The following is a 24,521-nucleotide window of genomic DNA, read 5'->3' as shown; positions in this document are numbered from 1 at the left end:
TTCTCCTTCAGAAGCAGCCGCTTGGCTACTCCACGATCTCAATCAGGTGGGCGACCTTGCGGATCATGCCGCGCACAGACGGCGTGTCTTCAAGTTCGCGCTCGCGCCCGATCCGCCCCAGGCCCAGACCCTTGAGGGTCGCAGCCTGGATCGGGGGACGACGGGTCGAAGACCCGGTCTGGCGCACGCGAATGGTTTTGGCAGCAGCCATATCGCCCTCCTCTTAGGACTCGATCGCTTCGGGCGAGCTCGCCCCGTCCTGGCGGCGCTCCACCAGATCAGCAACCTTCAGACCGCGCTTGGCGGCGATTGAGCGCGGGCTGTTCTGGGCTTTCAGGGCCTGGAACGTGGCGCGCACCATGTTGTACGGGTTGGACGAGCCGGTGGATTTGGCCACCACGTCCTGAACGCCGAGCGATTCCAGCACGGCGCGCATCGGACCGCCGGCGATCACGCCGGTGCCCGGAGGCGCCGAACGCAGGATCACCTTGCCCGCGCCCCAACGCCCGTGGGCGTCATGGTGCAGGGTGCGGCCTTCACGCAGCGGCACGCGGACCATCATCTTCTTGGCTTCTTCCGTCGCCTTGCGGATGGCTTCGGGAACCTCGCGGGCCTTGCCCTGGCCGAAGCCGACGCGGCCCTTCTGGTCGCCCACGATGGCGAGGGCGGCGAACTGGAAGTTCCGGCCCCCCTTCACCGTCTTGGCGACGCGGTTGATCTGGACGAGCTTGTCGACCAGTTCCGGTTCCGCGTTGTCCTCGTCCCTGCGGCGGCGGTCGCGGCCGCCGCGATTGTCTTCACGAGCCATGGCGTTCGCTCCCTTAGAAGTTCAGGCCGCCCTCGCGGGCAGCGTCAGCGAGCGCTTTGACGCGCCCGTGGTACATGTAGCCGCCGCGGTCGAACACCACGTCGGTCAAGCCTTTTTCCTTCGCACGCTCGGCGACGAGCTTGCCGACGGTCTCGGCCGCACTGACCGTGGCGCCGTTGGCTTCCTTGCCCTGTTCGAGCGAGGACGCCGCGGCGACCGTCAGGCCGTTCGCATCGTCGATGATCTGCGCGTAGATGTGCTTGGACGACCGGAACACGGACAGGCGCGGCCGGCCATTGGCCAGTTTGCGGATCCGGGCGCGGGTGCGCTGCGTGCGGCGGCGCATTTTCTCAGCAGAGGATTTCATCACCAGGACCCTATTTCTTCTTGCCTTCTTTGCGGCGCACTTGCTCGGTCGCGTACTTCACGCCCTTGCCCTTGTAAGGCTCGGGCGAACGGAACCGGCGAATTTCCGCCGCAGTCTGGCCAACCGCCTGAGCGTCCGGCCCTTCGATCTTGATCTCGGTCGGCTTGGGCACCGTGATCGTGATCCCCTTGCGCGGGGTGTAGATCACGTCATGGGAGAAACCCAGGGCCAGCTTGAGATCGCTGCCCTGCATTTGGGCACGATAGCCCACGCCCACAAGCTCCAGGCTCTTTTCAAAGCCTTTGGTGACGCCCAGAACCATATTTTTCAGGCGCGCGCGGGCTGTGCCGTACATCGCCTTGGCGGTTTTGGAGTTCTCCACCGGCGACACCGTGAGCGCACCGTCTTCGTGACGGATGCTCACGCTGGACGGCGCCGAGAAGCTCAGCTCGCCCTTGGGGCCCTTCACCATAACCAAGCCTGAATTCACCGACGCCGTAACGCCGCTGGGAATTTCAACAGGCAGCTTGCCTAGTCTCGACATGTTAGCCTCCTGTTCCTAGCTGACGTGGCAAAGGATCTCGCCGCCGACATTCTTCGCGCGCGCAGACGTATCGCTCATCACGCCCTGGGGGGTCGAGATGATGGCGATGCCAAGCCCGTTCTGAACCAGCGGCAGGTCGCGCACCTTGCGGTATTCGCGCCGTCCCGGCTTCGACACGCGCTGGATCTGGGAGATCACAGGCGCGCCTTCGTAATATTTCAGCTCGATGTCGAACTGCTTGAAGCCGCGCGCGTCCACACTCTCGGTGTAGCCGCGGATATAGCCTTCATCGAGCAGCACGTCGAGCACGCGGCCCCGCAGCGCGGACGCCGGCGTGGAGACGCTGGTGCGCTTGCGCATCAGAGCGTTGCGGATGCGGGTCAGCATATCGCCGAGCGGATCGTTCACAGACATGTCCTGACCTCCCTACCAGCTCGACTTGACCATGCCCGGGATCATCCCGTGGCTGGCCAGTTGACGCAGCGCGATGCGCGACATCTTCAGCTTGCGGTAATACGCGCGCGGACGGCCGCTGATCTGGCAGCGGTTGCGAATGCGCGACGGCGCGGAATTGCGCGGCAGACCGGCCAGCTTCAGCTGGGCGGCAAACCGTTCTTCCACCGGCTTGGACTGATCTCGGGCGACCGCCTTCAACGCGGCGCGGCGGGCAGCAAAACGCTCCGCCAAACGCTGACGCTTCTGGTTACGCTCGATAGCGCTCTTCTTGGCCATTCAAATCTCTCCTGCGTGCGGCGCCACCGTGGCGCCGCGCTCCTGCTGCGTCAGTTCGTGAACGGGAAATCGAACTCGGCCAGCAGGGCCTTCGCTTCCTCATTGGTATTCGCGGTGGTGCACACGATGATGTCCATGCCGCGAATCTTGTCGACTTTGTCGTAGTTGATCTCGGGGAACACGATGTGCTCCTTGAGACCCATGGCGTAGTTGCCGCGCCCGTCAAAGCTCTTGCCGTTCAGGCCGCGGAAGTCCCGCACCCGCGGCAGAGCCACCGTCACGAGACGGTCGAGAAACTCGTACATACGGTCCTTGCGAAGCGTCACCTTGGCGCCGATCAGCTGCTCTTCACGCAGCTTGAAACCGGCGATCGAGGTTTTGGCCGCCGTGGCCACCGGCTTCTGACCGGAGATCATTTGCAGATCGGCCAGCGCGCCCTGGATTTTCTTGGAATCCTGCGCCGCTTCGCCAACGCCCATATTGATCACGACCTTGTCCAGGCGCGGGATCTGCATGTCATTGGCATAACCGAATTTTTCCTTCAGACGCGCGCGAATTTCCTCGCGGTAGCGCGTCTTCAGGCGCGGTTCGTACGTTGCGATGTCAGACATCGATCACCTCGCCGGACTTCTTAGCCACGCGCACTTTCTTGCCGTCCTTGCCCGTCTTGAAGCCGACACGCGTCGCTTCACCGGTCTTGGGGTCGGCCAGAGCCACGTTCGACACGTGGATGGCGGCGTCTTTTTCTTCAATTCCGCCAGCGCTGGTCTGGGTGGCGCGCTGGTGGCGCTTCACAGTGTTCACGCCGGACACCACAACGCGGCTCTCGGACGGAAGCACCTTGGTCACTTCACCGGTCTTGCCCTTGTCGCGGCCGGTCAGGACGACGACCTTGTCGCCTTTCTTGATTTTTGCGGCCATGGCTACAGCACCTCCGGCGCCAGGGAGACGATTTTCATGTGCTGCTTGGCGCGCAGCTCACGCGGCACCGGTCCGAAGATCCGGGTGCCGATCGGCTCGTTATTGTTGTTGATCAGGACAGCGGCGTTCGTGTCGAAGCGGATCACCGATCCGTCACGGCGCTTGATGTCCTTGGCGGTGCGCACGACCACAGCCTTGCGCACATCGCCTTTTTTCACACGGCCTTTGGGAGTGGCTTCCTTGATCGAGACGACAATGATGTCGCCCACGCCCGCATAGCGCCGCTTCGCGCCGCCGAGCACCTTGATGCACTGCACGCGGCGGGCGCCGGAATTATCGGCCACCTCCAGATTGGTTTGCATCTGGATCATTGGAAGGTCTCCGTTATCGGACGACCGCCCCTCAGATCAGGCTTCAGGCCTGATCGGGGACGATCTCCCACCGCTTGAGTTTCGATTTGGGCGCGCATTCCTGGATCTGGACGCGCTCGCCCACCTTGCCCACGCCATTTTCATCATGGGCGTGGTATTTCTTTGTCCGGCGCACGGTCTTGCGCAGCAGCGGATGGAGGAAGGTGCGCTCGACGCGCACGATCACCGTCTTTTCCTGCTTGTCGCTGACCACGACGCCTTGAAGGATGCGCTTCGGCATAACCTCAGCTCCCCTGGGTTTGAAGCGCGCGCCGGCGCTGATCCGTCTTGATCCGGGCGATATCCCGGCGGATCTGCATAAAGCGCGCGGTGTTCTCGAGCTGGCCGGTGGCCCGCTGGAACCGCAAATTGAACTGTTCTTTCTTCAGCTTGAGGAGCGAGTCCTGAAGCTGATCGTCGCTCAGGGCGCGCACGTCTTCGCCGGTAAGCTGTTTGGCTTTGGCCATCTGCGCTCTCCCTTACTCGCCCGGACGGGTGACAACCCGGGTCTTGATCGGCAGTTTGGCTGCGCCCAGGCGCAGCGCCTCGCGCGCCACATCGTCCGGCACGCCGTCAATCTCGAACATGATCCGGCCCGGCTTCACGCGGGCGGCCCAGAACTCGGGCGAACCCTTGCCTTTACCCATCCGCACTTCGGTCGGCTTTTTCGACACCGGCACGTCCGGGAACACACGGATCCACACCCGGCCGGCGCGCTTCATGTGACGCGTGATGGCCCGGCGGGTCGCTTCGATCTGGCGCGCGGTCACGCGCTCAGGCTCCATGGCCTTCAGCCCGTAGGAGCCGAAGTTCAAGGTAAACCCGCCCTTGGCCACGCCGCTGATGCGGCCTTTGTGGGCCTTGCGGAATTTGGTGCGCTTCGGTTGAAGCATGGTGACAGCTCCCTTGTTCCGCTCTTACGCCGCTTGCCGGCCCGACCGGTTGCGCTGCTCGCCAGAGTCGAGCATGCGCTTTTCCTGGGCCATCGGATCGTGCTCGAGGATCTCGCCTTTGTAGATCCACACCTTGATCCCGATAATGCCCATCGCGGTCTTGGCTTCGGCGAAGCCATAATCGATATCGGCGCGCAGCGTGTGCAGCGGCACCGAGCCTTCGGAGTACTTCTCGACGCGCGCGATCTCCGCGCCGCCCAGACGGCCGCCGACCATGATCTTGCAGCCCAGAGCGCCCATGCGCATCGTGGTCTGGAGCGAGCGCTTCATCGCGCGGCGGAACGCGATACGGCGCTCCAGCTGCTGGGCGATGCTCTCGGCGACCAGGGTGGCGTCCACTTCCGGCTTGCGCACTTCGACCAGGTTCAAAAACACCTCGCCGTCGACCATTTTCGAGATTTCCTTGCGGAGCTTCTCGATGTCGCCGCCCTTTTTACCGATCACCACACCCGGACGCGCCGTGTGAATGGTGATGCGGCACTTCTTGTGCGGGCGCTCGATGATGATGCGCGAGATCGACGCGGTCTTGAGCTTGTCCTTCAGGAAGGCGCGGATCTTGATGTCTTCATGCAGCAGATCGGCATATTCCTCGCCCTTGGCGTACCAGCGCGAGTCCCAGGTCCGGTTGATGCCCAGACGCAGGCCGATCGGATTGACTTTCTGACCCATCAGACGGTCTCCTCAACTTCGCGCACGACGATCGTCAGCTCGGAGAACGGCTTCAGGATTTTGGCGCCGCGGCCGCGTGCGCGGGCCCGGAAGCGCTTCATAACCAGGTTCTTGCCGACATAGGCCTCGGACACGACCAGCGAGTCGATGTCGAGACCGTGATTGTTTTCCGCATTGGCGATCGCGGATTGCAGCAGCTTCTTCACGTCCGCCGAGGCCCGCTTGCGCGAGAACTCGAGGTCGTTGAGCGCACGCTCCACCTTCTTGCCGCGGATCATCGTGGCGATGAGGTTCAGCTTTTGCGGGCTGATACGCAGCATGCGCAGCTTGGCGCGCGCTTCGTTATCGGCGACCCGCCGGGGGTTCTTCGCCTGACCCATGGCTACTTCCTCTTCGCCTTCTTGTCCGCCGCGTGGCCGTAATAGGTGCGCGTCGGAGCGAACTCGCCCAGCTTGTGGCCGACCATCTCTTCCGAGACGACCACCGGGATGAACTTGTTGCCGTTATGAACCTGGAATGTCAGGCCCACGAATTGCGGCATCACCGTCGAGCGGCGCGACCACGTCTTGATCGCCTGCTTGCGCCCGGCAGAGTGCGCAGCGTCGGCTTTCTTCAGGAGGTGCCCGTCAACAAACGGGCCTTTCCAGACAGAGCGAGGCATGTCAGCCGTCCCCTAGCGTTTCTTGCGCTCGTGGCGCGAGCGGATGATGAATTTACTGGTCGATTTGTTCGACCGCGTACGCGGACCCTTGGTCGGCTTGCCCCACGGGGTCACCGGGTGGCGGCCGCCCGAGGTGCGGCCTTCGCCGCCGCCATGCGGGTGGTCGACCGGGTTCATGGCCACGCCGCGCACTGACGGGCGCTTGCCCATGTGACGCTTGCGGCCGGCCTTACCCAGATTGATGTTCAGATGGTCCGCGTTCGACACCGCGCCGATCGTGGCCATGCAATCCTGATGCACCGCACGCAGCTCGCCGCTCATCAGGCGCAGCTGGGCGTAGCCCGCATCGCGGCCGACCAGCTGGGCGTAGGCGCCGGCAGACCGCGCGATCTGACCGCCCTTGAGAGGCTTCAGCTCGACATTGTGCACGATCGTACCGACCGGCATCGCTTTGAGCGGCATCGCGTTGCCCGGCTTCACGTCCACACGCTCGCCGGCCAGCACGCTGTCACCCACCGCCAGGCGCTGAGGCGCCAGGATGTAGGCGAGCTCCCCGTCTTCATAGCGGATCAGCGCGATGAAGGCGGTGCGGTTGGGGTCATACTCCAGCCGCTCGACCGTGGCGGGCACGTCGAATTTGCGGCGCTTGAAGTCGATCACGCGATACAGGCGCTTGGCGCCGCCGCCGATGCGGCGGGCGGTGATGCGCCCGGTATTGTTGCGGCCGCCCTTCTTGCGAAGGCCCTCGACGAGGGTCTTCTCCGGCTTGCCGGCGTGCAGTTCGCTGCGGTCCACCAGCACAAGCGCGCGGCGGCCGGGCGAGGTCGGCTTGAAGAATTTCAGAGCCATGGTCTCTCTCCTTCGTGCGCGCGTCTAGAGGCCGGTGGTGACGTCAATGGAGTGACCGTCTTCGAGGGTCACAACCGCTTTCTTGACGTCGTCACGCCGGCCCTTAATGCCGCGGAATTTCTTGGTTTTGCCCTTCTGGACCAGGGTATTCACGGCCTTCACTTTGACCTTGAACAATTCCTCGACCGCCTCGGCGATGTCTTTCTTGGTCGCGGTCAGGGGCACGCGGAACACCACCTTGTTGTCTTCCGACAGAAGGGTGGACTTTTCCGTGATCACCGGCGCGATCAGAGTGTCGTAATGACGCGGAGCGGGCATCACGCAGCCTCCTGCGGCGCGAGCCGCTCGTTGATCTTGTCCAGAGCCGCACGCGTCAGCACCAGGGTGTCCCGGCGCAGCACGTCATAGACGTTCAGCCCCTGAGCGGGCAGCACGTCGATGAGCGGCACGTTGCGCGCGGCGCGCGCAAAGTTCTCGTCCAGCGTCTCGCCGTCGATGATCAGCGCATTGCTGAGACCGAGCTTGGCGAACAGGGCGACCAGATCGCGGGTCTTGGGCGCATCCAGGCGCGCCTCGTCCAGCACGATCAGCTGATTGCCGCCCGCCTTGGCCGACAACGCATGGCGAAGGGCCAGCGCGCGGACCTTCTTGGGCAGGTCGGTGGCGTGCGAACGCACGCGCGGCCCGTGGGCCACGCCGCCGCCGACAAAGTTCGGGGCCGAACGCGCGCCGTGACGGGCGCCGCCAGTGCCCTTTTGCTTATACATTTTCTTGGTCGTGCGGGCGATCTCGCTGCGTTGCTTGACCTTGTGATTACCGGTCTGGCGCTGCGACAGTTGCCATTTGACACAGCGGTGCAGGAGGTCAGCGCGGATCTCGGCGATGCCGAAAATATCCGCGTTCAGCTCAACCGACCCGGCCTTGCCGGCGTCCAGCTTGACGACGTCGATCTTCATTGGTTGGACCCTTCATTCCCGGCGTCAGCCTCGGCGGCGCGGATCTGGTCTTCAGTCGGCGCGCCTTCAGAGACCATGTCGGCTTCCGGGCTGCCCGGAACCGGCGAGTCGATGTCCTCGGCCGGCGCGGTGCGCAGGGCGGCCGGGTAAGGCAGCTCCAGCGCGCCGGCGCCTTTGACGGCGTCGCGCACTTCAACCCACGAACCGGCGGAGCCCGGAACCGCGCCCTTGATCAGGATCAGACCGCGCTCGGCGTCGACACGCACCACTTCCAGCCCTTGCGTGGTCACACGCTCGGAGCCGAGATGGCCGGCCATTTTCTTGCCCTTGAACACCCGGCCCGGATCCTGGTTCTGACCGGTGGAGCCATGAGCGCGGTGCGAGACGGACACGCCGTGCGAGGCGCGCATGCCGCCGAAATTCCAGCGCTTCATGGCGCCGGCGAAACCTTTACCGATGGTGATGCCCGCGACATCGACCTTCTGGCCCGGCACGAAGTGCTCGGCCGAGAGCTCGGCGCCGGCTTCGACCAGAGCGTCCTCGCTGACGCGGAACTCGATCAGCTTGCGCTTGGGCTCGACCGAAGCCTTGGCGAAATGGCCGCGCATGGCTTTGGTGGTGCGGCTGGCCTTCGCCTTGCCCACGCCCAGCTGCAGGGCGGTGTAGCCGTCACGTTCGGTGGTGCGCTGGGCGACGACCTGAATGCCGCCGTCCAGGTGCAGCACGGTGACCGGCACGTGATTGCCTTCCGGCGTGAACACGCGTGTCATGCCGAGCTTTTTGGCCACGAGGCCGGTGCGCAATTTAACTGCCTGGCTCATCGCCTTACGCTCCCAGCTTAATCTCGACGTCCACGCCAGCCGACAGGTCGAGCTTCATCAGCGCGTCGACGGTCTGGGGGGTCGGGTCGACGATGTCGAGCACGCGCTTGTGCGTGCGAATCTCGAACTGCTCGCGCGACTTCTTGTCGATGTGCGGGCCGCGCAGCACGGTGAATTTTTCGATGCGCGTGGGCAGCGGGATCGGCCCGCGCACGTTCGCGCCGGTACGCTTCGCCGTCGACACGATCTCGCGGGCCGACGAGTCGAGCACGCGGTGATCAAACGCCTTGAGGCGAATGCGGATATTCTGTTGCGCCATTGGTCCGGTCCCAACATGCGCAAGGGCCGCGCCAAGGGCCGGATCGCCCCCCGCAGCACTCGCGCGCCAAATTGTGTTCGCTTCAGGAGTTGCGTTTGCCCGCAACGGGCACAGCCAACTCGTCAGAGGGAGGGTGATTACTCTCCCCTGCCCCGCCCGTCAACACCTTGCAGCCAGATTGCTGCGTCCCGGCGGGGGCTTGTGCAGCGCCGTGAGCACTTTCGTTCCGCCCCCAACGCAGCGCGGCCCGGCTTTGGGGCCGGGCCGCGTCGCAGTGTGTCAGATGGGGCCGCCGATTACTCGACGATCTTGGCCACCACGCCGGCGCCGACCGTGCGGCCGCCTTCGCGGATGGCGAAGCGCAGCTTCTCTTCCATGGCGATCGGGGTGATCAGTTCGACGTTGATCTCCACATTGTCGCCCGGCATCACCATCTCGGTGCCTTCCAGAAGGCTCACCACGCCCGTCACGTCCGTCGTGCGGAAGTAGAACTGCGGACGGTAGTTGGTGAAGAACGGGGTGTGACGCCCGCCCTCTTCCTTGGTCAGGATATAGGCTTCAGCCACGAACTTCTTGTGCGGCTTGATCGTGCCGGGCTTGCACAGCACCTGGCCGCGCTCCACGCCCTCGCGGTCCACGCCGCGCAAGAGAACGCCGACGTTATCGCCCGCCTGGCCCTGGTCGAGCAGCTTGCGGAACATTTCCACGCCCGTGCAGATCGTCTTCTTGGTGTCGCGCAGGCCCACAATCTCGATCTCGTCGCCCACTTTCACGATGCCGCGCTCGACACGCCCGGTCACCACCGTGCCGCGGCCCGAGATGGAGAACACGTCTTCGATCGGCATCAGGAAGGGCTGGTCAATGGCGCGTTCCGGGGTCGGGATATACTCGTCCACAGCCGCCATCAGCGCCTTGATCTGGTTCTCGCCGATCTCCGGCTGCGTGCCGTTCATCGCGTGCAGGGCCGAACCGGCGATGATCGGAATGTCGTCGCCCGGGAAGTCGTAGGACGACAGAAGCTCGCGCACTTCCATCTCCACCAGCTCCAGAAGCTCGGCGTCGTCGACCTGGTCGACCTTGTTGAGGAACACCACCAGGGCGGGCACGCCCACCTGACGGGCCAGCAGGATGTGCTCGCGCGTCTGCGGCATCGGGCCGTCAGCCGCGTTCACCACCAGAATCGCGCCGTCCATCTGCGCCGCGCCCGTGATCATGTTCTTCACATAGTCCGCGTGGCCCGGGCAGTCGACGTGGGCGTAGTGCCGGCCCGGCGTCTCGTACTCGACGTGCGCCGTCGAGATCGTGATCCCGCGCGCCTTCTCTTCGGGCGCCCCGTCAATCTGGTCATACGCCCGGAACTCGCCGAAATACTTCGTAATCGCAGCCGTCAGCGTCGTCTTGCCATGGTCAACGTGACCAATCGTGCCAATGTTGACGTGCGGCTTGTTACGCTCAAACTTACCCTTGGCCATTGTCTTGTCCTGTTCTTCTCTGGTTGCTCTCGACGGCGCCAGGCCGTCAGGCGATCTTGGAGATCACATCCTCGGCCACGGCCTGCGGCACGGGCTCGTAGTGATCAAACTGCATGGTGAACTGGGCGCGGCCCTGAGTGGCCGAACGCAGGTTGTTCACGTACCCGAACATGTTCGCCAGCGGCACCATGGCGTTCACCACCGTGGCGTTGCCGCGCATCTCCTGGCCCTGGATCTGGCCGCGCCGGGAGTTCAGGTCGCCGATCACCGAACCGGTATAGTCGTCCGGGGTGACCACTTCGACCTTCATGATCGGCTCGAGGAGCTTCATCCGGAAGTTCGGCTTGGCTTCGCGCATCGCGGCGCGGGCCGCGATCTCGAACGCCAGCACGCTGGAGTCCACGTCGTGATAGGCGCCGTCGACCAGGGTCGCCGTGAAATCGATGACCGGGAAGCCGGCCAGCAGGCCGTTCTCGCGCACCGAGTTGATGCCCTTTTCCACGCCCGGCACGTATTCCTTCGGCACCGAACCGCCGACCACCTTGGATTCAAAGGCAAAGCCCGAACCCGGTTCGCCCGGCGCGAAGCGCACCTTGATGCGGGCGAACTGGCCCGTACCGCCGGTCTGCTTCTTGTGGGTGTAGTCGATCTCGTAGGCCTGACCCAGCGTTTCGCGGTAAGCCACTTTGGGCTGGCCGACATTGGCCTCGACCTTGAACTCGCGGCGCATGCGGTCGACCAGGATGTCCAGGTGCAACTCGCCCATGCCGGCGATGATGGTCTGGCCCGATTCCTCGTCGGTCTTGACGCGGAAGGACGGATCCTCCGCCGCCAGACGCGCCAGCGCCATGCCCAGCTTTTCCTGGTCGCCCTTGGATTTGGGCTCGATGGCGATCTCGATCACCGGCTCGGGGAACTCCATGCGCTCCAGAATCACCGGAGCGGCGGGATCGCACAGCGTATCGCCCGTGGTGGTGTCTTTCAGGCCCGCAATGGCGACGATGTCGCCAGCGAAGGCTTCCTTGATGTCTTCACGCGAGTTGGCGTGCATGAGCAGCATGCGGCCGACGCGTTCCTTCTTGTCCTTCACCGTGTTGAGCACCGAGGTGCCCGTGGTGATCTGGCCCGAATAGATGCGGCAGAAGGTCAGCGAGCCCACGAACGGGTCGTTCATGATCTTGAAGGCCAGCATGGACAGCGGCGAGGCGTCAGAGGACTGGCGCTCGATCTCGGCTTCGGTGCGCGGATCGATGCCGCGAATGTTCAGCACGTCCACCGGCGAGGGCAGATAGTCCACCACCGCGTCCAGCAGGGGCTGCACGCCCTTGTTCTTGAAGGCCGTACCGCACAGGACCGGGTTGAAGGCCAGCTGCAGCGTGCCCAGACGGATGAGGCGCTTCAGGGTCGCGATGTCCGGCTCATTGCCTTCCAGATAGGCTTCCATGACCCCTTCATCGAGCTCCACCAGGGTCTCGACCATGTATTCACGGTACTCGGCGGCCTTGTCGGCGAGATCAGCCGGAATTTCTTCCTCACGCCAGGTGGCGCCGAGGTTTTCCGATTCCCAGATCAGCGCCTTCATGGTCAGAAGATCGACCAGGCCGACATACTCGGTCTCCGCGCCGATCGGCAGCTGGAGGCAGAGCGGCTTGGCGGCCAGGCGCTCCTTGATCATCTCGACGCAGCGGTAGAAATCGGCGCCCAGCTTGTCCATCTTGTTGACGAACACCATGCGCGGGACCTTGTACTTGTCCCCCTGGCGCCAGACCGTCTCGGTCTGGGGCTCCACGCCGGCGTTGGCGTCCAGCAGCGCCACAGCGCCGTCGAGCACGCGCAGGCTGCGCTCGACTTCAATCGTGAAGTCCACGTGGCCGGGCGTGTCGATGATGTTCAGACGCTTGTCTTTCCAGAAGCACGTTGTGGCGGCCGACGTGATCGTGATGCCGCGCTCCTGCTCCTGCTCCATCCAGTCCATGGTCGCGGCGCCGTCGTGGACTTCGCCGATCTTGTGGGACTTGCCGGTGTAAAAGAGGATCCGCTCGGTCGTCGTGGTCTTGCCCGCATCGATGTGGGCCATGATGCCGAAATTGCGGTAGTCCTCGATCTTGTAGTCGCGGGCCATGGGGAGTGTCCTTCAGGAACAAAAAATAACGCGCGCCGGCTTACCAGCGATAGTGGGCGAAGGCGCGGTTGGCTTCGGCCATGCGGTGCGTGTCTTCACGCTTCTTCACCGCAGAACCGCGATTGGAGGCCGCGTCCATGAGCTCGGCGGCGAGCCGCTCGCGCATGGTGTTTTCGTTACGCCCGCGGGCCGCCGAGGCCAGCCAGCGGATGGCCAGCGCCTTGCGGCGGTCGGGACGCACATCGACGGGCACCTGATAGGTGGCGCCGCCAACCCGGCGCGAGCGCACTTCGACTTCCGGCGCGACATTGTCGAGCGCGTCATGGAAGGTGCGCACCGGCTCGCGCTTGGTCTTCGCTTCCACGATTTCCAGGGCGCCGTAAATGATCGCTTCGGCGGCCGATTTCTTGCCGTCGACCATGATGTAATTCATGAACTTGGTCAGATCGCGATCGCCGAACTTCGGGTCAGGCTGAATTTCGCGCTTTTCGGCGCGGTGACGGCGGGACATGGCCGTATCTCCTTATTTGGGACGCTTCGCGCCGTACTTCGACCGGCGCTGGCGGCGCTTGGGCAGGCCTTGGGTATCAAGGACGCCGCGCAGAATGTGATAGCGCACGCCGGGAAGGTCTTTCACACGCCCGCCGCGGATCAGCACCACAGAGTGCTCCTGCAGGTTATGGCCTTCGCCCGGAATGTAGCTCACCACCTCATAGCCGTTGGTCAAACGGACCTTGGCGACTTTGCGCAAGGCCGAGTTCGGCTTTTTCGGGGTGGTGGTGTAAACGCGGGTGCAAACGCCGCGGCGCTGCGGGCAACCCTCGAGGGCCGGCACCTTGTTGCGCTTGGGCTTGTCTTTCCGCGGCTTGCGGATGAGCTGATTGATCGTCGGCATAAGGCCCTTGTCCGTTCCTGTTCGCGGCTTCGCGAAAGCCCTGGCGGCATGACGCGAAAAACCCGTCCGGTCGCGACGGCCTGGGCCGTACGTCCGCGGACGGTCGTGAAAGCGTTGTGTCCAGTATTCCCGGCGACGTTTAGACGGTCACAACAGACCGGCTACGGCTCACCCCCGGAAAACGAGCGCGGAACCTACTCACCGCCCCTGCCCGCGTCAAGACGCACGCACGGGGATTTTTACAGGGTGGGCGAGGCGAGCCCTTTATGCTCCCGGGAGCCAATTGAATGCAAGCTTGACGCGCATGGGAGGGCGCGCCACCCTTGAAGCGGGGTGTCCGTCCGCTCAAGGGACGGCGCATAGGGGGACGTTCCACCATGACCCGATCCGGCGACTGGCGCGACAGCGCCTTCGTTGATCGCGAACGTGCGGTCGATGAAATCCATTTGCGGGCCAGCTATCCGATCCGGCCCTATGCCCGCGTCAGCCATATGATCCGGGTGTTCAACTCACCGTCAGATATGTTTCGGGAAGAGCTTTATAATCTGTGTCATGAAGCCTTGGCCAAACGGCGCAAATGGTTTGCTGGCCGCATTGAAGGCCCACTACCAATCGAGCTGCTCACACCCCAGGTCGATCAGGCGAGCTCAGACCGCAAGGCCATCGAGAAGACGATTTCCGACCGCAGGCGCGCCGCGCAGGACAGGCAGGACCTGACCAAGGATGCGATGCGCGCTCTCCGCACCTCACCTCCCGACCGCAACCGGGTAATCAGCGCCTTTGGCGCCGAAGGAGAGCCCGAACGGTCGCATGCGTTGGTGCTGGCCAAATTCAAGGAGTGCATGAAGCGGATTGGCGCTCGCGAAAAGGAGTCGCTGGCCGGACAATCGCGGGCGGCCCGAGACGAAATGAGTCGGCTTGCCGCGCTCTATGGGCCTGGTCGGCCCCTTGATCCGACGCAGTGTCATGGTCGAGATCCTGCAGACGCGCGCGCGGATGGCCGCGAACCCTTTGAGCGCCTGTCGCCTTTCGTTCCGGGCGGGGGGCCGTTCGATCCCATTGCCCGCTTCAGCGCGCGCCGACTTTGGCTGACTTTGTGGCGTCATCCTGGGCAGGCGCCTTCAGCCGAACCCAAAATCGACCAGCTACGTTTAAGCTGGGAACTTTACGACGCGAACCACAATTTCACAATCTACGAAGACTTTCGGGACCTGGTAGAGGCGCAGGACAGTGGGTTTTTTGCGTCAATTGAAGACCCGCGCGTTGTGGAGACCGGCCAGACCGCCCTACGTTCGGCGAATCTCGCGATCAAGGCGCTAACACACGATGACCCGTTCAAGTGGAAAGGCGAGCTGTTCGCCCTGTCCCACTTCTTCATCCTGCCAATGCGGGACGTGTTGAGTGCGCGCCTTTCTCCCGAGGCGGCTGCAACGATGGCGGGGCGCCTTGAGGAGGCCGCCCGCTTGCGTACGCCAGAGGCTGCGGCGCATGACCCGGAACTCGTTGCGCTTCTCGAATCCGAAGCGCGGCGATATTTCTCCTTCCCCGACAAGACCCGCGCGACCGGGGACCGCAGCGACTTCATCATGACCCTTGTCCATGGCGGGGCGGCGATCCTCGTATCTGATCTGCGCCCGCACAGCCGCACGGAATTTTACCTGGAAAGGGCCGCGCGCACGCTGATCTTCGACATTGCGCTGAACGACGAAGAACGCGGCCGACTCTTGAAGAGCTGCACTGATCTGGCGACTTACCGGATGCTGGGCGTGCGCAGCTATTCTAATTTCTTTCCGGCGCAAGAAGTATTCAACGACATATCCGAAGAGCTCAGCGAACGAACCTTCCAGCTCCAGCGGCCAAATCGGAATCAGCGCACGCGAACCGAAGACGATCAGCGCCAACGGCTGCGCGAGATCGGAACCATCTCCGAACGGGTAGCGGCGATGAATTTCTTCATTACAGATGGGGTCAACGGCGCAGCTTCCCAAGCCATGAACTATGCCCGGATGGCGCAAGACAGGCTGGCGCGGCTCGAGGAGACCCGGATCCGCGGATACCAATCCGCAGAAGACGTGTTCGCGAGGTTTTTATCCTCGGCGCTGAACGCTGAGCGGTTCGCGGACCGCTATGAACAGGTTCGCCGCCGGATTTCAGAGACGAATGACCTGCTGAGGGCGGAGCTCGATATCGAGATCCAGAATCGAATCGGGAACCTCACCTGGGGCACTGTGCTGCTAGGCTTTATCGCAGTCCTGGCAGCGATCATTCACTTGGCGATTGCGATCCTTTCCGCACCCTGACCACCACCCTTGAAAAAACGCCCGCCGGATCACTCCGGCGGGCGCTTCCAGTCTCAAGCCAGTTTCAGCCTGACAATCAGGCGTCGCTGTCCGCTTCGGCGTCGGCGGCTGCGGCGATTTCGGCCGGCAGGGCTTCGGCTTCGGCTTCCGCCTCGGCGGCGGCTTCCTGTTCGGCGATGCGGGCGCGGTCGCGCTTGTCGGCGTCGACCTGGTACTGGCGCATGGTCCCGCCGGTGCCCGCCGGGATCAGGCGGCCCACGATGACGTTCTCTTTCAGGCCTTCCAGCATGTCGACCTTGCCCTGGATGGCGGCTTCGGTCAGCACGCGGGTGGTCTCCTGGAAGGAGGCCGCGGAGATGAAGGAGCGGGTCTGCAGGCTCGCCTTGGTGATGCCCAAGAGCACCGACTCGCCCGTGGCCAGCTTCTTCTTCTCTTTTTGCAGGCGTTCATTGGTTTCGATGAACTCGATCTTGTCCACGTGCTCGCCGGCCAGATAGCCCGAATCGCCCGCTTCGAGGATCTCCACCTTCTGCAGCATCTGGCGCACGATCACTTCGATATGCTTGTCGTTGATCGGCACGCCCTGCAGGCGGTAGACCTCCTGGATCTCGTTGACGAGATAGCTGGCCAGCGCTTCCACACCCAGAATCCGCAGGATGTCGTGGGGCGCCGGGTTGCCGTCGATCAGGTACTCGCCGCGCTGGATGACATCGCCTTCCTGCACGGACAGGTGCTTGCCCTTGGGCACCAGGTATTCCACCGGCTCGCCGCCCTCGCCTTCCGGCGTGATGGAGATGCGGCGCTTGTTCTTGTAGTCGCGTCCGAAGTCCACACGGCCGGTCATTTCGGCGATGATCGCGTGATCCTTGGGACGGCGGGCCTCGAACAGCTCGGCCACCCGCGGCAGACCGCCGGTGATGTCGCGCGTCTTGGCGCCTTCGGTCGGGATGCGCGCCAGCACGTCGCCGGGGCGCACCTCGTCACCGTCCAGGATCGACAGGATCGCGCCCACCGAGAGCATGTAGTTGGCCGTCTGCCCGTTGGGCAGCTTGACCGGTTCGCCCTTGGCGTCGGTGACCACGATGGCCGGCTGGATGTCTTTCGACTTGGCCCCTGTACCGCGCCAGTCGATCACCACTTTGGAGGCGATGCCGGTGGCTTCGTCGGTGTCGTCCTTGACCGACAGGCCATCGATGGCGTCGATGAACTTCACCTTGCCGGCCACCTCGGTGACGATCGGCATGGTGTAGGGGTCCCACTCGGCCAGACGGTCGCCGCGCTTGACGCCCTTGCCCGCATCCACACGCAGACGCGCGCCGTAGGGCAGCTTGTAGCTTTCCATCTCCTGGCCGTCCGGCCCGGTCACCGCGATCTGCATGTTGCGCGTCATCACGATGAAGTCGCCTTCGGCGGTCTTCACGGTGGACCGCTCGGTGAAGGTCATCTTGCCGTCGTGGCTGGCTTCGATGAAGGACTGCTCGGACACCTGCGCCGTCCCGCCGATGTGGAAGGTGCGCATGGTCAGCTGGGTGCCCGGCTCGCCGATGGACTGGGCCGCGATCACGCCGATCGCCTCGCCCATATTCACCTTCGTGCCGCGCGCCAGGTCACGGCCGTAACAGGCCGCGCACACGCCCACGCGGGTTTCGCAGGTGAGCGGCGAACGCGCCTTCACCGACACCACGCCGGCTGCTTCGATGGCCGCGCACAGATCCTCGTCCAGATACGTGTCGGCGGGCGCAATGACCTCGCCGCTGGACGGGTTCTTGATGTCCTCGGCCGTGGTGCGGCCCAGGAGGCGCGCGCCCAGCGACACCGACACTTCGCCGCCTTCGATCACCGCGGTCAGCTTGATGCCTTGCGAAGTGCCGCAATCGGGTTCGGTGATGATGCAGTCCTGGGCCACGTCCACCAGGCGGCGGGTCAGATAGCCGGAGTTGGCGGTTTTCAGCGCCGTATCCGCCAGGCCTTTCCGGGCGCCGTGGGTGGAGTTGAAGTATTCCAGAACCGTCAGCCCCTCCTTGAAGTTGGAGATGATCGGCGTCTCGATGATCGACCCGTCCGGACGCGCCATCAGGCCGCGCATGCCGGCCAGCTGTTTCATCTGGTTCTTGGAGCCGCGCGCGCCGGAGTGCGCCATCATGTAGACCGAGTTGACCTCGCCGCGCACGCCTTTGAGCGGATCGGAAATCTCTTCCATCATGGCGTCGGCCACCTTGTCGGTGCACTTGGCCCACGCGTCGACGACCTTGTTGTACTTCTCACCCTTGGTGATCAGCCCGTCCACGTATTGCTGCTCGTACTCGCCGACCAGCTTGCGGGTTTCGCCCACCAGCACGGCCTTGGCCGCCGGGATCAGCATGTCGTCCTTGCCGAACGAGATGCCCGCGCGGGCCGCTTCACGGAAGCCCAGCTGCATGATGCGGTCGCAGAAGATGACCGTCTTCTTCTGGCCGGTGTGACGATAGACCTCGTCAATCATCGTGCCGATGGCCTTCTTGGTCAGCAATTCGTCCAGCAGTCTCGGCCCGAGCAGCTGGTGGCGGGGCATGTGCTCCAGGATTTTCATCCGGCCCGGAGTGGTCTCGATCACCTTGGTGACCTGATTGCCTTCGGCGTCGATATAGGCGTAGCGGGCCTTCACCTTGGAGTGCAGCGTGACCACGCCGGCGTCCAGCGCCGCTTCGATCTCGCCCATGGTGGCGAACACCATGCCCTCGCCCGGCTCGCCATCCTTGACGATGGAGAGATAGTACAGGCCCAGCACGATATCCTGCGACGGCACGATAATCGGCTTGCCGTTGGCGGGCGACAGGATGTTGTTGGTCGACATCATCAGCACGCGCGCTTCCAGCTGGGCCTCAAGGCTCAGCGGCACGTGCACGGCCATCTGGTCGCCGTCAAAGTCGGCGTTGAACGCGGCGCAGACCAGCGGGTGCAGCTGGATGGCCTTGCCCTCGATCAGCTTGGGTTCGAACGCCTGGATGCCCAGACGGTGCAGGGTCGGCGCCCGGTTCAGCAGCACCGGGTGCTCGCGGATCACCTCGTCGAGCACGTCCCACACTTCGGGGCGTTCTTTCTCGACCAGCTTCTTCGACTGCTTCACCGTGCCCGACAGGCCCTTGGCGTCAAGACGCGCATAGATGAAGGGCTTGAACAGTTCCAGCGCCATTTTCTTGGGCAGGCCGCACTCGTGCAGCTTCAGCTCGGGACCCACCACGATCACCGACCGGCCCGAATAGTCCACGCGCTTGCCCAGCAGGTTCTGGCGGAACCGGCCCTGCTTGCCCTTGAGCATGTCGGCGAGTGATTTGAGCGGACGCTTGTTGGCGCCCGTGATCACCCGGCCGCGCCGGCCGTTGTCGAACAATGCATCGACCGCTTCCTGAAGCATGCGCTTCTCGTTGCGGATGATGATGTCCGGCGCGCGCAGCTCGATGAGGCGCTTCAGGCGGTTATTCCGGTTGATCACCCGGCGGTACAGATCGTTGAGGTCGGAGGTGGCGAACCGGCCGCCGTCCAGCGGCACCAGCGGGCGAAGCTCGGGCGGGATGACCGGAACCACGGTCATGATCATCCATTCCGGCTTGTTCTTCGACAGCATGAAGGATTCCAAGAGCTTGATGCGCTTGGAAAGCTTCTTCAGCTTCAGCTCCGACCCGGTCTCGAGCATGTCTTCACGCATGCGCTCGACTTCTTTGGGCAGGTCCATGCCGATCATGATCTCGCGGATCGCCTCGGCGCCGATGCCGGCGGTGAAGGCGTCCTCGCCATACTCGTCGACGGCCTCGTAATACTCTTCCTCGGTCAGAAGCTGGTGCTTCTGCAGCGGGGTCAGGCCCGGCTCCATGACGATATAGGCTTCAAAGTAGAGCACGCGCTCCACGTCCTTGAGCGCCATGTCCATCATCATCGAGATGCGCGACGGCAGAGATTTCAGGAACCAGATGTGCGCGACCGGCGCGGCCAGCTCGATATGGCCCATGCGCTCGCGGCGCACGCGCGCCAGCGTGACTTCCACGCCGCACTTCTCGCAGATAATGCCCTTGTACTTGATGCGCTTGTACTTGCCGCACAGGCACTCATAGTCCTTGATCGGACCAAAGATGCGCGCGCAGAACAGGCCGTCGCGCTCGGGCTTGAACGTGCGGTAGTTGATCGTTTCGGGCTTCTTCACCTCGCCGAAGGACCAGGAGAGGATTTTCTCCGGGCTGGCCAGCGAGATCCGGATCCGGTCAAAGGCGGGGCCTTCGACCGACGGATTGAAGATGTTCATGACCTCTTGGTTCATCGGTCCGTCTCCTTGACGGTGGCGGCGGCGGGGGCCGGAGGGGCCGGCTTCCCGCCGCCATGACTGAGGGGCGCTGCGAAGGGGTGGACGGGTTTACTGGTTGACCAGCTCCACGTTCAGACCCAGCGAGCGCATTTCCTTGATCAGCACGTTGAAGCTTTCCGGGATACCGGCCTCGAAGGCGTTGTCGCCGCGCACGATGGCCTCATAGACCTTGGTGCGCCCGGCCACGTCGTCGGACTTCACGGTGAGCATTTCCTGCAGCGTATAGGCCGCGCCATAGGCCTGCAGGGCCCACACTTCCATCTCGCCGAAGCGCTGTCCGCCGAACTGCGCCTTGCCGCCCAGCGGCTGCTGGGTGACCAGCGAGTACGGGCCGATGGAGCGGGCGTGGATCTTGTCGTCCACCAGGTGGTGCAGCTTCAGGATATGCTTGACGCCGACGGTGACCTTGCGCCGGAACGGCTCGCCGGTCAGGCCGTCATAGACGGTCGACTGGCCGCTTTCGTCCAGGCCGGCTTTTTTCAGGTACTCCACCACGTCGGGCTCGCGAGCGCCGTCGAACACCGGGGTCGCGATGGCGATCCCGTTGGTCAGATTGCGCGCCAGCTCGGCCAGGTCCTCTTCGGACTCGGGCAGTTCCTGATCCTCGCCGTAGGCGTAGCGGATCGACTTGGCCAGATCTTCGGCCTTGCCGTCGCGCTTGTAGGCCTCATAGGCCTCGCCGATCATCTTGCCCAGACCCTTGCAGGCGAAACCCAGATGGGTCTCCAGGATCTGACCCACGTTCATGCGCGAAGGCACGCCCAGCGGGTTGAGCACGATATCCACATGGGTGCCGTCTTCCATGAACGGCATGTCCTCGATCGGGATGATCTTGGAGATGACGCCCTTGTTGCCGTGACGGCCGGCCATCTTGTCGCCGGGCTGTATCTTGCGCTTGATGGCGACGAACACCTTGACGATCTTCATCACGCCCGGCGGCATCTCGTCGCCGCGCTGGACCTTCTCCACCTTGTCCTCGAAGCGCCGGTCAAGCCGGGCCTTGGACTCGTCGTACTGGCGCTTCAGGCCCTCGACTTCGGCCATGGCCTTCTCGTCATCCAGGCCGATCTTCCACCATTGCGAGCGCGGGGTCTCGTCCAGGGCGGCCTCGGTGACCGCACCCTTCTTGAAGCCCTTGGGACCAGCGACGGCGGTCTTGCCCAAGAGGATTTCCTGCAGACGCGAGAAGATGTCGCGCTCCAGGATCGCCAGCTCGTCCTCACGGTCCTCGCCCAGGCGCGCAATTTCCTCACGCTCGATGGAGATGGCGCGTTCGTCCTTCTCCACACCGTGGCGGTTGAACACGCGCACGTCCACCACAGTGCCCGTCGCGCCCGGCGGCAGGCGCAGCGAGGTGTCGCGCACGTCCGACGCCTTTTCACCGAAGATGGCGCGCAGGAGTTTCTCCTCCGGCGTCATCGGGCTTTCGCCTTTCGGGGTCACCTTGCCAACGAGAATGTCAGCCGCTTCCACTTCGGCGCCGATGGCCACGATCCCGGCTTCGTCGAGATTGCGCAGGGCCTCCTCGCCGACGTTCGGGATGTCGCGGGTGATTTCTTCGGGCCCGAGCTTGGTGTCGCGGGCCATCACCTCGAACTCCTCGATATGGATCGAGGTGAACACGTCATCGCGCACGATGCGCTCGGACACGAGGATGGAGTCCTCGAAATTATAGCCATTCCACGGCATGAAGGCGACGAGGATGTTGCGCCCCAGCGCCAGCTCGCCCAGATCGGTGGACGGGCCGTCAGCGATGATGTCGCCGGTCTGCACCCGGTCGCCCACCTTCACGATGGGACGCTGGTTGATCGAGGTCGACTGGTTGGACCGCTGGAATTTGGACAGGCGGTAGATGTCGACGCCGGACTGGGCCGAGCCGATATCGCCGAGCGCCCGGATCACGATGCGCTGGGCGTCGACCTGCTCGACGACACCGTCGCGGCGGGCCGCGACAGCAGCGCCTGAATCGCGCGCCACCACATCTTCCATGCCGGTGCCCACCAGCGGCGCTTCATTGCGCAGAAGCGGCACGGCCTGACGCTGCATGTTCGAGCCCATCAGGGCGCGGTTGGCGTCGTCATTTTCCAGGAAGGGGATCAGCGCGGCGGCCACGGAGACCACCTGCTTGGGCGACACATCGATATAGTCCACGTCCTCGCGCGGTACCAGGGTGGCGTCGCGGTTCTGGCCGACGCGGCAATTGACGAACTCGTTCGCCAGCATGCCGTCATCGCCGACGGTGGCGTTGGCCTGGGCGATGGCGAAGCGCGCTTCCTGCATGGCGGACAGATAGTCCACCTGGTCGGTGAGCTTGCCCTTCTCCACCTTGCGGTACGGGCTTTCAATGAAGCCGTACTTGTTGACGCGCGCAAAGGTCGACAGCGAGTTGATCAGGCCGATATTCGGGCCTTCGGGCGTCTCGATGGGGCAGATGCGGCCATAATGGGTCGGGTGCACGTCGCGCACTTCGAAGCCCGCACGCTCGCGCGTCAGACCGCCCGGCCCGAGCGCCGACAGGCGGCGCTTGTGGGTGACTTCCGACAAGGGGTTGGTCTGGTCCATGAACTGGGACAGCTGGGACGAGCCGAAGAACTCGCGCACCGCCGCCGCCGCCGGCTTGGCGTTGACCAGGTCATGGGGCATCACGGTCTCGATATCCACCGAGCTCATGCGCTCCTTGATGGCGCGCTCCATGCGCAACAGACCGATGCGGTACTGGTTCTCCATCAGCTCGCCGACCGAACGCACCCGGCGATTGCCGAGATTGTCGATATCGTCGATCTCGCCCTTGCCGTCGCGCAGGTTCAAGAGCACGCGCAGCACCTCGATAATGTCCTCGCGGCGCAGCACGCGCACATCGTCCGGGCATTCGAGATCCAGGCGCATATTCATCTTCACCCGGCCGACCGGCGACAGGTCGTAGCGCTCGGGGTCGAAGAACAGGCCGTTGAACAGCGCGTCGGCGGTTTCCGGCGTGGGCGGCTCGCCCGGGCGCATGACCCGGTAGATGTCCACCAGCGCCTGCTCGCGCGTGTCGTTCTTGTCGGCGGCCAGCGTGGTGCGCATATAGCCGCCCACCGCAACGCCATCGATGTCAAGCACGTCGAGGGTCTGCACGCCGGCTTCGGCCAGCGCTTCGAGCACTTCTTCGGTCAGCTCGTCGCCGGCCTCGGCGAAAATCTCGCCGGTCTCGACATTGACCAGGTCCTCGGCCGCGTAGCGCCCAACCAGGTCGTCAGCCGACACCAGAAGCTGCGTCAGGCCGTCTTCAGCCAGCTTGTTGGCGGCGCGCGCGGCGATCTTCTTGCCCGCCGGGGCCACCACTTCGCCAGAGCGCGCATCCACAAGGTCGCGCACTGGCTTCACGCCGCGCCAGCGTTCCTTGAGATAGGGCAGCGTCCAGCCTTCCTTGACGCGCTCATAGGTGATCCGGTCGTAGAACGTGCCCAGGATCTCTTCCTTGTCCATGCCCAGGGCATAGAGCAGCGTCGTGGCCGGCAGCTTGCGCCGGCGGTCGATGCGCACGTGCAGGATGTCCTTGGCGTCAAATTCCAGATCGAGCCACGAGCCGCGATAGGGAATGATGCGCGCGGCGAACAGGAATTTGCCAGACGCGTGGGTCTTGCCGCGGTCATGGTCGAAGAACACGCCCGGGCTGCGGTGCATCTGGGAGACGATCACCCGCTCGGTGCCGTTGACAATGAAGGTGCCCTTGTCGGTCATGAGCGGGATATCGCCCATGTAGACATCCTGCTCCTTGATGTCCTTGACCGAGCGCGCACCGGTTTCCTCGTCCACATCAAACACGATGAGGCGCATCTTCACCTTCAGCGGCGCAGCATAGGTCAGGTCGCGCTGGATGCATTCCTCGACGTCGAACTTGGGCGCCTCGTACTCATAGGAGACGAATTCCAGCACCGCGCGCTCGGAGAAATCCCGCACCGGGAACACCGATTTGAACACCGCCTGCAGCCCTTCATCGGGGCGCCCGGCCGAGCCGATTTCCTTCAGCAGGAACTGCTCGTAGGAGTGTTTTTGAACCTCGATCAGGTTCGGCATCACCACAGCTTCGGGGATGCGGCCAAATGATTTGCGGATGCGCTTCTTGCCCGTGAACGACAGACCCATTTTCGCTCCCTATCGCCGGTCTTGCCCGGCGCCTTGCGCTCCCGGGGACCAGGCCCCCGGCATCCGTTCCGGTCGTCGCCGCCGCCCCGTGCGGGCGTGCGGCGTGCGCCCGCCGCCTGGCTCCGGAACGGACACCCAGGCGGCGCTTCAGGCAGTGCGGACGCCGCTACGGACGCACGGGGAAGCCCCATGCGCCCGCAAGGCGTTCGCCAGATATCCCGGCTACGGCGCGGTAAGGCGCCGTTGGCCGCAACATCC

Annotated in this window: 26 protein-coding genes and 1 pseudogene; 1 reads left to right on the top strand and 26 read right to left on the bottom strand. The window is 64.0% G+C overall.

Annotated features, from left to right (window positions below):
* Positions 1-25: 25 nt before the first annotated feature.
* The 24 genes and pseudogenes from rpmD to rpsL form a co-directional block, all read right to left on the bottom strand.
* Positions 26-211 (bottom strand): 50S ribosomal protein L30, encoded by a 186-nt coding sequence (gene rpmD / locus L2D01_06340; protein ID WBQ11398.1) that lies wholly within the window; start codon positions 209-211, stop codon positions 26-28.
* A 12-nt stretch (positions 212-223) separates the two neighbouring features.
* Entirely contained in the window at positions 224-808 is a 585-nt protein-coding gene (gene rpsE, locus L2D01_06335) for a 30S ribosomal protein S5 (protein WBQ11397.1), read from the bottom strand.
* 13 nt (positions 809-821) lie between these two features.
* On the bottom strand, positions 822-1,175 hold the full coding sequence (rplR, locus tag L2D01_06330) for a 50S ribosomal protein L18 (protein WBQ11621.1): 354 nt from the start codon (positions 1,173-1,175) through the stop codon (positions 822-824).
* Positions 1,176-1,185: 10 nt separating this feature from the next.
* On the bottom strand, positions 1,186-1,719 hold the full coding sequence (gene rplF / locus L2D01_06325) for a 50S ribosomal protein L6 (GenBank protein ID WBQ11396.1): 534 nt from the start codon (positions 1,717-1,719) through the stop codon (positions 1,186-1,188).
* A 15-nt stretch (positions 1,720-1,734) separates the two neighbouring features.
* Positions 1,735-2,133, bottom strand: coding sequence for a 30S ribosomal protein S8 (gene rpsH, locus L2D01_06320; protein ID WBQ11395.1), 399 nt, complete (start codon positions 2,131-2,133; stop codon positions 1,735-1,737).
* A 12-nt stretch (positions 2,134-2,145) separates the two neighbouring features.
* Positions 2,146-2,451, bottom strand: a complete 306-nt coding sequence (gene rpsN / locus L2D01_06315; GenBank protein ID WBQ11394.1) for a 30S ribosomal protein S14 — start codon at positions 2,449-2,451, stop codon at positions 2,146-2,148.
* Positions 2,452-2,501: 50 nt separating this feature from the next.
* Positions 2,502-3,062, bottom strand: a complete 561-nt coding sequence (rplE, locus tag L2D01_06310; protein ID WBQ11393.1) for a 50S ribosomal protein L5 — start codon at positions 3,060-3,062, stop codon at positions 2,502-2,504.
* Positions 3,055-3,372 (bottom strand): 50S ribosomal protein L24, encoded by a 318-nt coding sequence (gene rplX / locus L2D01_06305; protein ID WBQ11392.1) that lies wholly within the window; start codon positions 3,370-3,372, stop codon positions 3,055-3,057. Before rplX ends, rplE begins: the two co-directional genes overlap by 8 nt.
* A 2-nt stretch (positions 3,373-3,374) precedes the next feature.
* Positions 3,375-3,743: a 50S ribosomal protein L14 gene (rplN, locus tag L2D01_06300; protein WBQ11391.1), complete on the bottom strand. Its 369-nt coding sequence runs from the start codon at positions 3,741-3,743 to the stop codon at positions 3,375-3,377.
* Between the two features lie 43 nt (positions 3,744-3,786).
* Positions 3,787-4,023 carry a 30S ribosomal protein S17 gene (rpsQ, locus tag L2D01_06295; protein ID WBQ11390.1) on the bottom strand — a complete coding sequence of 79 codons (237 nt, stop codon included), beginning with the start codon at positions 4,021-4,023 and terminating at the stop codon, positions 3,787-3,789.
* A gap of 4 nt (positions 4,024-4,027) precedes the next feature.
* Positions 4,028-4,249: a 50S ribosomal protein L29 gene (gene rpmC / locus L2D01_06290; protein ID WBQ11389.1), complete on the bottom strand. Its 222-nt coding sequence runs from the start codon at positions 4,247-4,249 to the stop codon at positions 4,028-4,030.
* 12 nt (positions 4,250-4,261) lie between these two features.
* Positions 4,262-4,675, bottom strand: a complete 414-nt coding sequence (gene rplP / locus L2D01_06285; GenBank protein ID WBQ11388.1) for a 50S ribosomal protein L16 — start codon at positions 4,673-4,675, stop codon at positions 4,262-4,264.
* A 24-nt stretch (positions 4,676-4,699) separates the two neighbouring features.
* Positions 4,700-5,404 (bottom strand): 30S ribosomal protein S3, encoded by a 705-nt coding sequence (gene rpsC / locus L2D01_06280; GenBank protein WBQ11387.1) that lies wholly within the window; start codon positions 5,402-5,404, stop codon positions 4,700-4,702.
* Positions 5,404-5,784 carry a 50S ribosomal protein L22 gene (rplV, locus tag L2D01_06275; GenBank protein ID WBQ11386.1) on the bottom strand — a complete coding sequence of 127 codons (381 nt, stop codon included), beginning with the start codon at positions 5,782-5,784 and terminating at the stop codon, positions 5,404-5,406. Before rplV ends, rpsC begins: the two co-directional genes overlap by 1 nt.
* 2 nt (positions 5,785-5,786) lie before the next feature.
* Entirely contained in the window at positions 5,787-6,065 is a 279-nt protein-coding gene (gene rpsS, locus L2D01_06270) for a 30S ribosomal protein S19 (GenBank protein ID WBQ11385.1), read from the bottom strand.
* 12 nt (positions 6,066-6,077) lie between these two features.
* On the bottom strand, positions 6,078-6,914 hold the full coding sequence (gene rplB, locus L2D01_06265; protein ID WBQ11384.1) for a 50S ribosomal protein L2: 837 nt from the start codon (positions 6,912-6,914) through the stop codon (positions 6,078-6,080).
* 24 nt (positions 6,915-6,938) lie between these two features.
* Positions 6,939-7,232, bottom strand: coding sequence for a 50S ribosomal protein L23 (locus tag L2D01_06260; protein ID WBQ11383.1), 294 nt, complete (start codon positions 7,230-7,232; stop codon positions 6,939-6,941).
* A complete protein-coding gene (gene rplD, locus L2D01_06255; GenBank protein ID WBQ11382.1) occupies positions 7,232-7,870 on the bottom strand; it encodes a 50S ribosomal protein L4 in 639 nt (212 codons plus the stop codon). The genes L2D01_06260 and rplD overlap by 1 nt, the downstream gene beginning before the upstream one ends.
* A gap of 173 nt (positions 7,871-8,043) precedes the next feature.
* Positions 8,044-8,691: pseudogene (gene rplC / locus L2D01_06250) on the bottom strand (50S ribosomal protein L3).
* Positions 8,692-8,695: 4 nt separating this feature from the next.
* Positions 8,696-9,010, bottom strand: coding sequence for a 30S ribosomal protein S10 (gene rpsJ, locus L2D01_06245; protein ID WBQ11381.1), 315 nt, complete (start codon positions 9,008-9,010; stop codon positions 8,696-8,698).
* Between the two features lie 296 nt (positions 9,011-9,306).
* Positions 9,307-10,482, bottom strand: a complete 1,176-nt coding sequence (gene tuf, locus L2D01_06240) for an elongation factor Tu (protein ID WBQ11380.1) — start codon at positions 10,480-10,482, stop codon at positions 9,307-9,309.
* Positions 10,483-10,528: 46 nt separating this feature from the next.
* On the bottom strand, positions 10,529-12,604 hold the full coding sequence (gene fusA / locus L2D01_06235) for an elongation factor G (protein WBQ11379.1): 2,076 nt from the start codon (positions 12,602-12,604) through the stop codon (positions 10,529-10,531).
* A gap of 40 nt (positions 12,605-12,644) precedes the next feature.
* The gene (gene rpsG / locus L2D01_06230) at positions 12,645-13,115 is read right to left on the bottom strand and encodes a 30S ribosomal protein S7 (protein WBQ11378.1); all 471 of its coding nucleotides are present in this window, start codon (positions 13,113-13,115) and stop codon (positions 12,645-12,647) included.
* Between the two features lie 12 nt (positions 13,116-13,127).
* On the bottom strand, positions 13,128-13,499 hold the full coding sequence (rpsL, locus tag L2D01_06225) for a 30S ribosomal protein S12 (protein ID WBQ11377.1): 372 nt from the start codon (positions 13,497-13,499) through the stop codon (positions 13,128-13,130).
* Between the two features lie 377 nt (positions 13,500-13,876).
* On the opposite strand from rpsL, the gene L2D01_06220 reads away from it, so the two are divergent.
* Positions 13,877-15,799, top strand: a complete 1,923-nt coding sequence (locus L2D01_06220) for a DUF3422 family protein (protein ID WBQ11376.1) — start codon at positions 13,877-13,879, stop codon at positions 15,797-15,799.
* 76 nt (positions 15,800-15,875) lie between these two features.
* Here L2D01_06220 and rpoC read toward each other — a convergent pair whose 3' ends face one another.
* Together rpoC and rpoB are read right to left on the bottom strand one after the other, a co-directional pair.
* Entirely contained in the window at positions 15,876-20,090 is a 4,215-nt protein-coding gene (gene rpoC / locus L2D01_06215; protein ID WBQ11375.1) for a DNA-directed RNA polymerase subunit beta', read from the bottom strand.
* A 93-nt stretch (positions 20,091-20,183) separates the two neighbouring features.
* Positions 20,184-24,263: a DNA-directed RNA polymerase subunit beta gene (gene rpoB / locus L2D01_06210; GenBank protein ID WBQ11374.1), complete on the bottom strand. Its 4,080-nt coding sequence runs from the start codon at positions 24,261-24,263 to the stop codon at positions 20,184-20,186.
* Positions 24,264-24,521 lie beyond the last annotated feature (258 nt).

This window comes from Hyphomonadaceae bacterium ML37, assembly GCA_027627685.1.
GTDB lineage: Bacteria > Pseudomonadota > Alphaproteobacteria > Caulobacterales > Maricaulaceae > Oceanicaulis.
The sequence above is the reverse complement of the archived record's forward strand: the minus strand, read 5'-3'. Positions and strand labels throughout refer to the sequence as shown.